9 protein-coding genes are annotated in these 12,437 nt (G+C 41.1%); 2 read left to right on the forward strand and 7 right to left on the reverse strand.

Annotated features, from left to right (window positions below):
- Window positions 1-219 precede the first annotated feature (219 nt).
- On the forward strand, window positions 220-1,464 hold the full coding sequence (locus IJ00_RS01655; RefSeq protein WP_035149387.1) for a glycosyltransferase: 1,245 nt from the start codon (window positions 220-222) through the stop codon (window positions 1,462-1,464).
- A 146-nt stretch (window positions 1,465-1,610) separates the two neighbouring features.
- Window positions 1,611-3,308, forward strand: coding sequence for a glycosyl transferase (locus IJ00_RS01660; protein WP_046814689.1), 1,698 nt, complete (start codon window positions 1,611-1,613; stop codon window positions 3,306-3,308).
- Here the strand turns inward: IJ00_RS01660 and IJ00_RS01665 are convergent.
- The 7 genes from IJ00_RS01665 to IJ00_RS01695 all read right to left on the reverse strand — a co-directional run bounded on the left by IJ00_RS01665 (window position 3,305) and on the right by IJ00_RS01695 (window position 12,047).
- Complete coding sequence (locus IJ00_RS01665; RefSeq protein ID WP_035149390.1) at window positions 3,305-4,066, reverse strand: choice-of-anchor K domain-containing protein; 762 nt, start codon at window positions 4,064-4,066, stop codon at window positions 3,305-3,307. The genes IJ00_RS01660 and IJ00_RS01665 overlap by 4 nt on opposite strands.
- Before the next feature lie 291 nt (window positions 4,067-4,357).
- Window positions 4,358-5,683: a DUF58 domain-containing protein gene (locus IJ00_RS01670; protein ID WP_035149391.1), complete on the reverse strand. Its 1,326-nt coding sequence runs from the start codon at window positions 5,681-5,683 to the stop codon at window positions 4,358-4,360.
- A gap of 394 nt (window positions 5,684-6,077) precedes the next feature.
- Entirely contained in the window at window positions 6,078-7,028 is a 951-nt protein-coding gene (locus IJ00_RS01675) for a MoxR family ATPase (RefSeq protein WP_035149394.1), read from the reverse strand.
- 73 nt (window positions 7,029-7,101) lie between these two features.
- Window positions 7,102-7,407, reverse strand: coding sequence for a DUF3082 domain-containing protein (locus IJ00_RS01680; protein WP_035149397.1), 306 nt, complete (start codon window positions 7,405-7,407; stop codon window positions 7,102-7,104).
- Window positions 7,408-7,430: 23 nt separating this feature from the next.
- On the reverse strand, window positions 7,431-8,378 hold the full coding sequence (ispE, locus tag IJ00_RS01685; protein WP_035149400.1) for a 4-(cytidine 5'-diphospho)-2-C-methyl-D-erythritol kinase: 948 nt from the start codon (window positions 8,376-8,378) through the stop codon (window positions 7,431-7,433).
- A gap of 142 nt (window positions 8,379-8,520) precedes the next feature.
- Window positions 8,521-9,372: a 16S rRNA (adenine(1518)-N(6)/adenine(1519)-N(6))-dimethyltransferase RsmA gene (gene rsmA / locus IJ00_RS01690; protein ID WP_035149404.1), complete on the reverse strand. Its 852-nt coding sequence runs from the start codon at window positions 9,370-9,372 to the stop codon at window positions 8,521-8,523.
- A 149-nt stretch (window positions 9,373-9,521) separates the two neighbouring features.
- Window positions 9,522-12,047, reverse strand: coding sequence for a PAS domain S-box protein (locus IJ00_RS01695; RefSeq protein ID WP_035149406.1), 2,526 nt, complete (start codon window positions 12,045-12,047; stop codon window positions 9,522-9,524).
- Between the last annotated feature and the right edge of the window lie 390 nt (window positions 12,048-12,437).

The following is a 12,437-nucleotide window of genomic DNA, read 5'->3' on the forward strand; positions in this document are numbered from 1 at the left end:
TGATGACGAAATAAAGTTACAGTATTGTATTATGTAAACACAAAAAACAGTTATTATACAAAATTGTGTCATCTCGATGTTTTTTTAATCTTGAGTCAATCTCTTCGTGCCCCATCTGAACATCGGTTTCAGCTTGGGGATTCTTTTTTTTCGAGATGGCAAGATAAAATTTCCTGAAAAACTTCCATTTATCCTGTTTTCGCTTTAAACTCTATTTTTATGAATATCAATTACCCTCATCCCTTGCTATTAGTACCTTCTGGAGCTTTACAAATCCCTGACTCACCTGCAACCTTGCCAGGTGCGACTACCCCAAACCCTTTATTCTCTTTAGTAATTCCTACCTATAACGAAGCAGCAAATATTCATAAAATCGTGCGAATACTCTGCCAAATCCTGGATGAATCGATTCCTGGGGAGTATGAGCTAATAGTTGTGGATGATAACAGCCCGGATGGTACCTGGGAAATTGCTCAGAAATTGACTGTAGAATACCCGCAATTGCAAGTGATGCGACGGGAAAAGGAGCGTGGTTTATCTTCGGCAGTGATTCGAGGTTGGCAAGCAGCAAGGGGGCAAATTCTAGGGGTAATTGATGGGGATTTACAGCATCCACCCCATGTCCTGTTGCAATTGTTGGAAAATATTCAAAATGGGGCAGATTTGGGGGTTGCGAGTCGTCACGTTGAAGGTGGTGGGGTAAGTAGTTGGAGTTTCATCAGGCGTTTTTTATCTCGTGGTGCCCAATTATTAGGATTAGTTATTTTACCAGGGGTTTTGGGTCGAGTTTCTGACCCGATGAGTGGTTATTTTATGTTTAGACGGGAATGTGTCGTCGGGCAAATTCTCAACCCAGTAGGGTATAAGATTCTCTTGGAGGTGATTGGGCGAGGTAGGGTGAAGAGAATTGCGGAGGTTGGCTATGTTTTTTGTGAGCGCAAAGAGGGTGAGAGTAAAGTTAGTTGGAAGCAGTATATTGAGTATATTCATCATCTGCTGCGTTTAAGATTCTCTACGGGACATTTAGGTAAATTGACAGAGAAATTTAATTTCCCCTTAGATCGGTTTGTGCGGTTTGGTTTGGTGGGTTTAACTGGGGTATTTGTGGATATGGTAATGCTTTATTTGTTAAGCGATCCTAGTACCTTGGGTTTACCTTTGACACGAAGTAAAATTATCGCTGGTGAAATTGCTGTATTTAATAACTTTTTATGGAATGATGCTTGGACATTTGCGGATGTGTCGATGAAACAAAATGAGTTGCGTCAGCGTCTCAAGAGATTTCTCAAGTTTAATATTATTTGTTTGGCGGGTTTAGTGATTAATGTGATGGTATTGAATTTGGTATTTAATTTCATCGTTCCCAACCGTTATATTGCCAATTTGGTAGCGATCGCCGTGGCAACAGTCTGGAATTTCTGGGTAAATCTCAAATTAAGCTGGCGTGTGACTGAGGTAAAATAGTCGCCTCAGGATGGGTGGGGATTTTCCGGAAAAATACTGTTGTGTGGTATGATGTTGCGGGTACGCTACGCCAACAAAATTTAAAATATGAAGTTTAAATTTTAAGTTTTGTCTTGTGAATTGTGTACGGGAGCGCAGCGACAGTTATGAATACCTTACGTCAGTTTTTTCCCTTTAAGTCTTCAAATATCCTGCTGCTGATTTTGTGGTTAGTTGTGGGTACGGGTTTACGTTTTGCCAATTTAACAGCTAAATCACCTTGGACTGATGAATTTTCGACTTTGGTGTTTAGTTTAGGCAATAGTTTTATACCTGTTCCTCTGGATGAAGCAATATCTATTGATACTTTACTACAACCTCTACAGCCGCACATAGGAGCAAGTATTGCGGATGTTTTACATCATTTATTTCAGGAGAGTAATCATCCACCCTTATATTTTATCCTTACCCATCTATGGTTGCGTTTGTTCCCCACTGAGTATGGTTTGGTGTCTTTGTGGGGTGGGCGATCGCTGGCTGTTATCTTTGGGGGTTTATCGATAATTGCAATTTATGGTTTAAGTTATTTGGCTTTTCGCTCTCCTCGTATCAGCCATTTATCTGCTGCTTTGATGGCTATATCACCCTATGGAATTTTTCTGGCACAGGAAGCCAGACATTATACTTTAGCTATTTTATGGGTGATTGCTTCCTGCGGTTGTTTAATGGTGACAATTCGTCATATTTATAACCGTTCTCAACTTTCTTGGTGGTTGGTTTTCACTTGGATTTTGGTGAATGCTTTGGGGATTGCCACCCATTATTTTTTTGCTTTGACGCTGTTAACTGAGGTAGTTGTTTTAATTATCTTTGCTTGGCAACAAATCTCACCTAATAATATCACCTTACCGTGGTGGAGAATTTTTGTGGTGGCGATGGGTACTGGGGTTGCGGGTATGGTTTGGATTCCCGTATTTTTACAAAATACCTATGGTGATAAATTAACAGATTGGATTCAGGGCGATCGCGTGGGTTTAGCTTTACTGAGTCCGATATTTCAAGCTTTAGCTGCTTGGATTACAATGATTATTTTATTACCAGTGGAATCGCCTAACCTGGTGATAGTTATTATCTCCGGGTTAATCATGGGGATATTCTTAATTTGGGCAATACCCATTTTTTGGCGAGGTATTCAAGAGCAGTTTCGCCAACCAGAAAACCGTGTGATGATGGAGATGCTGGTGCAACTGATTGGTAGCGCGATCGCCATATTTTTCATCTTTACCTATTTTCTCGGTATTGACCTGACAAGGGGAGCTCGTTACAATTTCATTTACTACCCAGCAGTACTGTTAATCCTAGCAGCCAGTTTAGCAGTAGCTTGGCAAAAAAATCAGCCAGTTCAATGGGGAGTTCCTGGAAAAGTCGCAGTCTGCATAATTTTATTCATGGGTTTCTTGAGTGCAGTGACTGTCACCTCCAATTTAGGCTATCAAAAATACTATCGCCCAGATTTATTTGTGCAATTAATTACTGAAAAATCTTCAGTATCCAGAATAATTGCCACAACTCAAATTACCCATGTACAAATTGGGGAAATGATGGGAGTTGCAAGAGAATTGAAAATCACCGATGGGGATATTGTTGCGAATACGCAATTTTTTCTCCAGAATCTAGATAAAAACTTGGATACGAACAATAAATTAGATAATGTTATCCGGCAGATATCTCAACCTCTTGATGTTTGGCTAGTTAACCTCCAGACTTCCGAACCAGAAGCTGTGCAAAAATGTATTCTGGATACTCAAGATTTACCCAACATCAATGGTTACGTATATAAACTGTATCATTGTGGTTCTAACTAATTGCCTCGACTGCGGGAAAAATTTTGGCGACGACACAGCAAGTAAATTCCTAATACGGATAAACCCGCGATCGCTCCTGGTTCTGGAATCGTTTTTGGTCTAATTACTTGCTTAATTGTGCCATAAATAGAGGCTGTGGTATCTTCTCCTTCCAACACACTGAAGAAGTTGACAAAACCATTTTTCTCGCTAAAACCTGTGAGTTCTAAGGTATATTCCTTATCTTGGTAGAAAAACGTTTGCTCACTCACCTGATTCAACACCGTGATGTAATCAGCATTTTCTGTGGGTGTGCCCACATTTGGGGTATTGTGTAGCAGGAAACGGAAATCGAAATTTTTGGTAATGCCAATATCTGCAAAGGATACAGTTAGATTTAATGGTACCGATTCAACACTCGTATCTTCTAAAACTGTACCGTTGAAGTAACTCAAATTACCAATCTTGAATTGGGAACCAATATTCGTATTGAATGCACTACCATTAAATGTCAGCTTATTGGGAGGAGTACCAAATACTGCATTTTGGGGACAGGGGTTAATATCTCCTGCTAAACAAGCTCTCCCCCAGGTGAATGTATTTGTTCCCACACCTGTAGTTTGGGGATTTTGATTAATACCTGGGTTCGGATTACCCCAGATACCACTAGAGTTACCCGAAAAATTTGCGGCAGTAGCGCTTTCAGAAATAGCAGAGATAGAGATTGCACTTACAACGACAGTGGATAGCGTGGTAAGTAAGACTGAAAGATGTTTCATTGTCAGACCAAAAGCTCCCAAGGCGTTCAAGTAGCTATGCTTTTTAGATTAGTAAATACACTGAATGATTGCCAGCTCTGAGGTGAATCATTCACGGAATCTTTATGAAGTGTTTGTGATTTCTTATCACAGAATATTAAACCCAGTCTCAACATATTTTTCACCGCTACTTAGATATTCTTTTGACTGGTAGATGCCCTTTAATAATCTGCAAAAAACTCTCAACAAGCTGTCTTGTTTCTTTTTGCCAAAGTTATCCTAGCAAAGATACGGATGTTTTGTCATTTTTTATTACAATTGATTCCGAGCTTTCAGCTGCAAGTATCTATCTATTAACTGGTCTGTTATTTGATTTGCTGGTGCATCGAGAACTAATACACCTTTTTGTTGTAGTTGGGCAAAGGCTACTTGACGTTGTGCGAGTAAGTCTAGGGCAACGGCGCGGGTATAGGCGGTATTGACATCAGTGGTAAAATTTTCGGCGATAGTATCGACTTGGCGATCGCGCAGGGTGACGCAAAAGGGTAAATAACGGGGAGCGAGTCGGGTGAGGGCGGCTAGAAGTTCGGAGGAGGCGGTGGTATCAACGATATCAGTGATGACTACAACTAACGCCCGTCGGGTTTGCTGTTGTACCACATGGGTGACGGCTCCTAGGTAGTCAGATTCTAGGAGTACGGGTTGAATGGGTGTGAGGCGATCAATCAGGTGATTCAGATGTCCCTGTCCTCTTTCTGGGGGAATCCACGTATGTACTTGGCGGTCAAATACACCAATTCCCACGCGATCGCCTCGGTGTAAACCAGCTAAAGCTAGGGATAGGGTGGCATTTAAACCCCAGTCAAAACGTTGTAAACCCTGAACTCTGGCGGTCATTAACCGTCCTCTGTCGAGTAAAATTAATAGGGTTTGTTCCTGTTCTGGTTCTAGAACTCTGACTAGGGGGGAAGCGTTGCCATAGGAACCAATTCTGCGAGCAGTTGCTTTCCAATCGATTAAGCGTAAATCGTCACCTGTGCGGTAATTTCTTAATTCTGCGAATTCTGTACCGATACCCATTTGCCGAATTTGCCGCATTGCTCCGGAGGATTGCAGAGTCAGACGAATGGATAGCGATCGCAATCCTACTAAATCGGGATAAACTTTGACTTTCTCGGTTTGGGAAATCTGCCAATTATGCCAAGCTAAACCTAAAGCTCCGAGTTGTCGCACCTGAATGTTCCCCCAGGTGTATTCACCCCGTTGGTTGGGGTTGACGGTGTAGGTTAATTCTGAGGTGGTATCTGGTTCTAATTTAGCTCGCAGCAGTGGGGAGGATACGTTGATTTCGCTGGGGTAAAAATCTCTAATTTGCAGGATTGCTTGGGTTTTCCCTGATTTTACGGATAAGACTACGGGGTTATCTCTACCAATGGATAAACGGGGGGAGATATCACGGGAAATTGTGACGCGGTGTTGACGGACGAGGAACCTATCTAGGAAAGTTAATAATAATAAGATGGTATCGAAACCGAGGGTGATTAGAATACTAGTGGAAATATTGAGTAAGATTGCACTGATAATGGCGATCGCGATGCCACCAAGGAGTAATAAATAAGTACGTTGAGAAGGAAGCATGGGAATGAGTAGGGAGTAGGGAGCAATGACAATAGTTTGGATAAGACGATGTAGAGACGTGTTAGCGTTAGCGACTAATTTCCTCTGATATGATGTTCGGGTATTAGTTACGATATAAAGTTTGCAGAGTTGTTATATCCCAAAATATCAGCGTCATTTTTATCGTAAGTGTTCAAGTGAACATCATATGAAAGAGGCTATATCGCGTCTGTAGGGGAGTGGATTATTTTCTTACAGGAAATGATTGTGTATGAATTTTTAACCCCTGAAACACAGTCTAGGTAATGGATGATGGGGAATAGAGAAAATATCTTTTATATTATTTCTCTAAATTCCAGCTACAGATAATTTCTCCCCTGCTATCTATGTGTAGCTTGATGTTGGAGAATTGGTATTACCTGGGTACAGGAACTTTATTCATAATCCCTGCAATCACTCCATCAATATTAATTCCGTCTAACATTGCTTCAGGTTTCAAAATAAAGCGGTGACGTAACAGAGGTGCAGCAACTGCTTTCACATCGTCAGGGGTAACAAAATCTCTTCCTGCGAGATATGCAGCTGCTTGTGCTGTGGAAAACCATGCACCTGCTGCACGGGGGGAAGCACCTAAAGCTAAATCTGGGAACTGTCGGGAAGTGCGTACTAATGCTAACAGGTAATCAATTATTGCCTCGGATACCTGAACTTTTCGTACTGCTTGCCGTAATTCTAATATTTCTTCTACCTGAGCAACAGGTTCAATGCGGTTAATATCTGCACGTTTGGCTGTAAATCCTGCCTGACGATTCAGAAGCATTTGTTTTTCGGCTGCTGCCTCTGGATAGTCTACTACCAATTTGAAGATAAATCTATCTAATTGTGCTTCTGGTAGGGGATAGGTTCCTTCAAATTCTAGGGGGTTTTGGGTGGCAATTACCCAGAATAAATCTGGTAGGGGTAAACTTTCACCATCCAGTGTCACCTGCATCTCTTCCATTGCTTCGAGTAATGCAGCTTGGGTTTTGGGAGGGGTGCGGTTAATTTCGTCTGCGAGGAGTACTTCGGTGAAAACGGGACCTTTTTTGAGGGTAAATTCACGACTATTTAAATCAAAAATGTTGGTTCCGGTGATATCCGCAGGTAAGACATCGGGTGTGAGTTGAATCCGACTAAAGTCTGCTTGGATTAACTGTGCTAGGACTTTGACTAATAGGGTTTTGCCTGTTCCGGGTACTCCTTCTAAAATAACGTGTCCCCCAGCTAACAAGGCAATTAAGAGTTGTTGAACTAGATGGGATTGTCCGACTACGACTCGATTGAGTGCTTGATTCAGACGGTTTAATGCGGGATGAGTTGCGCTCATAAATCAATACAAAATTCACACCATGACCCAAGGATACATCTGTGATAACACTGATGTGCATCTGTTGGTATATTTAAGATTCTGTTTTTGATGTCCCTTGAAACAGAATTTGGATTCCTAACGCAACTAATCCCAGAGCAACTATGGCAAAGATTCCAGTTCCGAGGGTGGCAATTCCGACAACTAGGGTACGAACTGCGGCGGAAATTTTTAGAGCGATATGGTTATCTGAGTGGAGAGGTTTGTTAGCAAAGGAGGTGGCGATCGCCATCATCAAGTTATATGCAGCGAATGCTAAACCACTGGAAATTAGTCCCCCAAGTAGACAACGCGCAGGTGTGAGGGGTGGTGGATTGGTTGGGGAATTTTCCTGACTCATGGTTAATGATTGGGGGTTGAAATTTATTGACCATCTACATGAATACCACGATGGCTCATCTTGGTCACGAATAATTCTAAATCTGGATTGGGGAATCTGTTCCTCATTTGTAATTTAACTTCTTCTGCTTGGGTTTTCGATGCACAAATTGCGAAGACGCTCGGACCAGAACCGGACATCATGGTTCCCAATATACCCATCTGGGAAAAAGTTTCCCGTAGTTCCCGAACTTGGGGATAGGTGGGGAGGATAACTTTTTCTAAATCGTTGTGTAATTTCTGGGCAATTTCCTGGGGATTTTTTTGTAAAATCGCTTTGACCATTTCCCCGGAATGTACCGCAGCCGCTCTAGCTGCTAAACTTTCTGTATCACGGAGGTAGGTATGACCATATTCCTGACGATAGCTTTTGTATGCTCCGGCGGTGGATACTTCCAGACTGCGATATTTTGCCAATACTATATATATGTCTTCTAAGTAGGGTAGGGGAGCTAATTGTTCTCCTCTTCCTGTGGCGATCGCGGTTCCTCCCAAAATACAGAAGGGAACATCGGAACCTAATCTTGCTCCTAATTCCCCTAATTCTGACTGGGTTAATCCTAAATTCCAAAGTAAATCTATCCCTACCAATACCGCAGCTGCATTACTCGAACCCCCTGCTAATCCCGCAGCTACGGGAATATTCTTGCTAATGGTGATATCTAATCCTCCATATTTGGCGAATGCTTCGGGGAATTCTCCTGCCATTAGCTCTGCCGCTTTGTAGGCTAAATTACTTCCATCTACGGGGACTTGCGTATGGTCACAATGCAGCAAAAAGCTTTTATCATCGCGCATTTCCAGGTCTATGATATCTGCTAGCTCAATACTTTGCAGTATCATTGCTAACTCATGAAATCCATCGGGACGATTGCCGATAATTTCCAAATAAAGGTTGATTTTGGCAGGTGCAATTAAACTGTAGCTATGCATGGGGGAAGAGGGAAGGGTAAAAACTTTTTTATTTCCTAGTAGTCTGCCACATGATATTTTAAGGATTGTAGTAAGGGCTTTAGCTGTTGATTTGAAAGATAAATCGCTACTACGAACCCCTCAGAATTAATCTGGTCGAATACTAGTCAAATAAATGGTTGCATAACTCAACCCATTGAGCAATACTCAAATCTTCTGCTCGTACCTGGGAATTGAGAGCTATTTTTTCCAGAAGTTGGTTTAAGTTGTCGCGTTCCATCACAGATTGTAGATTATTCCGGAGCATCTTGCGTTTAGAACTAAACCCTAACTTAACAATTGTCTCTAATTTTTTGGGATTATTTGCGGGGGGGTAAGTTGCTCGTGGGGTTAATTTTACCACGGCAGAATCTACCTTGGGTGGTGGGTAAAAAGCTTTGGCGGGAACTGTACAAACATACTCGCATTCTGCCAGATATTGTACCCTAACTGTTAAGGCTCCAAAAGCTCTAGAACTGGGTTTTGCCACTAAGCGTTCGGCAACTTCTTTCTGAATTAATAGAACAATTGATGTGAAGGGTTGGGGGTTGGGTTGAGCGATAGTTCCGAGAAGTTTTTCGATGATTGGTCCAGTAATATTGTAGGGAATATTCGCCATCACTTTTTCCGGTTGTTGAAACTCTGGATATGCTGCTAATATTCCAGCTAAATCTAACTCCAAAAAATCTCCTTGTAGCAGGATAAAATTTTTTTTCTCTCGATACTTCTGCACCAATAATTTACATAAATTTCGGTCAATTTCTACCGCAACCAAGGACTTAACCAGGGGTAATAAACGCTGAGTCAGAATACCTGTACCTGGACCAATTTCCAAAATCTTGTCCTGACTACTTAACTCTCCTGCGTTGATAATTGCGCTCAAAGCTGCTTCACTACGTAGCCAATGCTGGGCAAAGACCCTGCGCGGCTTTACTTCCCCAAATCCCCTATCATCAAAATTTTCAGAATTTGCCATGAAATCTATTTCTTACTTTTTGCTTACTTTGACTAGGCTCTTTTTAGTGCTTATGTACTAAAAGGCGAAGGATACTGGATGGCGATCGCCGCTTCGTCGGAGCATAGCTCTATCGCCCATCTAGATAATAGGGATTTGGGGGAAAAACATCAAATTTGTTTCATGGGAATAGCAATGAAAAATTCTGTCCCTTCCCCTGGTATGGAATTGCAGGTAAGTTTACCACCATGATGCTCAACCACAATTTGATAGCTAATCGATAAACCCAAACCTGTACCCTTACCCACCTCTTTTGTCGTAAAGAAAGGGTCAAATAATTTTGAGATAATTCCTGGGGGAATTCCCAGACCATTATCGGCAATCCTAATTCCAATCCAGTCAGGGTAAACTAATTCTGTATAGATATAAATTTGAGGAGATGTCACCAACTGTTTTTGGACAGCTTCATCTAGAGCATCAATCGCATTAGTTAATAAATTCATGAATACCTGATTCAGTTGACCAGGATAACATTCTACCAGGGGTAAAGAAGTATAGTTTTTCACTACCTGAATTTCTGGCAATTCCGACTTAGCTTTCAAGCGATTGTGGAGAATCATCAAAGTACTATCAATACCTTCGTGAATATCCACTTGCTTATATTCTGACTCATCCAGACGGGAGAAATTCCGCAGCGATCGCACAATTTCCCGAATTCTCGTTGTCCCCACACTCATGGAATTGAGCAACTTGGGTAAGTCATCCTGGAGAAAATCTAAGTCAATTGCTTCTATTTCCTCTTGGATTTCCGACACCGGTTGAGGATAATACTCTTGATATAGAACCACAAGATTCAATAAATCATTGACATAATCGCAGGCAGGAGTCAAATTTCCATGAATAAAATTCACAGGATTATTGATTTCATGGGCAACACCTGCCACCATTTGTCCTAGGGAAGACATTTTTTCACTCTGAATTAGCTGTGACTGGGTAAGTTGCAATTCTCGCAGAGTATTTTCCAATTCCTGGGTTTGTTTTTGTAAAAGTTCTTCCGCGCGTTTGCGTTCAGTTACATCTACAGACACCCCAATAGTGCCAATAGTATTATCCTTGTTATCCCGTATAGGAACCGAGCGAGTCTCGAAATAAAATCCAGCTACTTCCACTACAGTTGTCAGTTCCTCACCCGCCAATGACCTAGTAATATTTGCTAAAACTTCTGGAAAATCTTGGTAAACTTCATATACAGATTGACCAATTAATTCCCCTGGTTGCAACCCCAAAGCACTTAAACCTTGACCTTCGGAAATTACAAACACGCCCTGACTATCTAAAGCATACAAAATAATTGGCGCAGAACTAACAACAGTTCTCAATCTGGCTTCACTCTCTTTTAATGCAGTTTCCGCACGTTTAAGTTCCGTAATCTCTGTGGAGATTCCCCCCACAGCATACACCTCACCAGCAGCATCTAGCAAAGGAAACTTAATTGACACATAGGTATGCTCCCCATCCGGTAAGTTCATAACTTCTTCCGTTTGTATGGGGGTGAGATTTTTTATTACCTCTAAGTCATTACCCCAAATTTTCTTGGCAGTTTCTGAGGGAAAAATATCATAGTCAGTCTTACCAATCAAATTCTTACCCCCCAGGGTGGTAGCAATCTTCTGACTGGCAATCAAATATTTCCCCTCCACATCTTTCAAGTAAATTGCCACTGGAGCATTATCTAAAATCGCTTGTAGTTGTGCTTCACTTTTTTTCAGTGCAATTTCTGCTTGCTTACGGATAGTAATATCAATTACACAACCAAACCACACAATCGCACCATCGGGTTGTAGTTGGGGTTGGGACAAACCTTGGAGCCATTTTTCCCTACCAGAAGGTGTTATAATTCGCCACTCATACTCCCATTTTTCCAGATTCTGCGCGGAATTCAGCATGGCTGCTTGTACACCCGATACATCATCTGAATGAATCAATAGGTAGGTTGCATGGGGATTTTCTTGCAACTGCTCTGGAGCAATTTCATAAATTCCTCGACATCCAGAGGAAACGTAAGGGAAATAGGTGGTGTTATCAGGTTCGAGACGAAACTCATAAAACATCCCCGGTACATTATCTGCTAGTTTTTCTAACCTCGCCTCACTCTGACGTAAATCTTGAGTACGTTTTTCCACCTCTGCTTCTAATTCTTCATTCAGTTGCCGTAAAGTATTATCAATTTCCTTAGTTTCAGTAATGTCAATCAAACATCCATCCCAAAGAATCCTACCATCTACTTGTAAGCGAGGACGAGAAACTCCCCTCAACCACTTCTTTTTTCCCCCAGGAGTAGTCACCCTCCATTCCGACTCCCAGTTTTCCAAAGCTTGAGCAGAAATAGAAATCCGTTGCTGTAATTGAGGCAAATCCTCTGGGTATATATTTGAAAATAATAGTTCTGGTTTCTGGGTAATCTCTTCTGGTTCCAGTTCGTAAATTTCTCGACACCCAATAGAGACATAAGGGAAAGTGATTTTTCCATCAGGATATAGACAAAACTGATAAATCATCCCAGGGACATTATCTATCAGTCTCTGAAGTTCTAATATATATTCTTTTTGTTCTTTAACTAAGCAACGTAACTCTTCTAATTCTCTTTGCAGGGATTTATAGTCAATTTCATTTACCGTAACTTGATTCATACCCATATTCAGTTATATTGCTTTTATCAAGCAGACACTAGTTATATTATTTATACTTCCCAAATTTATACACAGAATCTATCTTTCTATCATCCAGTATTAAGCTAGTAGGTATTTAATTTGTATGTTGAAGGTAGAAAATGCTTTGACATTTTTTACTTATAGAGAGGAATTTCACAATTGTCATGAGAAATCAAGGCTTTGAGATTGCTAACCTACGTCGCCATGACGGAAAAATATTGCGTAAGTCCTGATATAATTTAACTGCTTAGAAATCAAAGACTATACAAAAAAAGCATTCTGTGTATGGAACGAAAGATTTTGTTCCATAATTTTGGTAACTGGCGATCGTCAAAATATGATTAACAAGTCTATGTGTTATTTTGACATATTCAA

Source organism: Calothrix sp. 336/3 (assembly GCF_000734895.2).
Classification (GTDB): Bacteria; Cyanobacteriota; Cyanobacteriia; order Cyanobacteriales; family Nostocaceae; genus 336-3.

Coding starts and splice junctions, on each gene's coding strand:
- IJ00_RS01665 (WP_035149390.1), bottom strand. CDS start 4,066: ATGAAACATCTTTCAGTCTTACTTACCACGCTATCCACTGTCGTTGTA.
- IJ00_RS01670 (WP_035149391.1), bottom strand. CDS start 5,683: ATGCTTCCTTCTCAACGTACTTATTTATTACTCCTTGGTGGCATCGCG.
- IJ00_RS01675 (WP_035149394.1), bottom strand. CDS start 7,028: ATGAGCGCAACTCATCCCGCATTAAACCGTCTGAATCAAGCACTCAAT.
- IJ00_RS01655 (WP_035149387.1), top strand. CDS start 220: ATGAATATCAATTACCCTCATCCCTTGCTATTAGTACCTTCTGGAGCT.
- IJ00_RS01660 (WP_046814689.1), top strand. CDS start 1,611: ATGAATACCTTACGTCAGTTTTTTCCCTTTAAGTCTTCAAATATCCTG.
- IJ00_RS01680 (WP_035149397.1), bottom strand. CDS start 7,407: ATGAGTCAGGAAAATTCCCCAACCAATCCACCACCCCTCACACCTGCG.
- rsmA (WP_035149404.1), bottom strand. CDS start 9,372: ATGGCAAATTCTGAAAATTTTGATGATAGGGGATTTGGGGAAGTAAAG.
- ispE (WP_035149400.1), bottom strand. CDS start 8,378: ATGCATAGCTACAGTTTAATTGCACCTGCCAAAATCAACCTTTATTTG.
- IJ00_RS01695 (WP_035149406.1), bottom strand. CDS start 12,047: ATGGGTATGAATCAAGTTACGGTAAATGAAATTGACTATAAATCCCTG.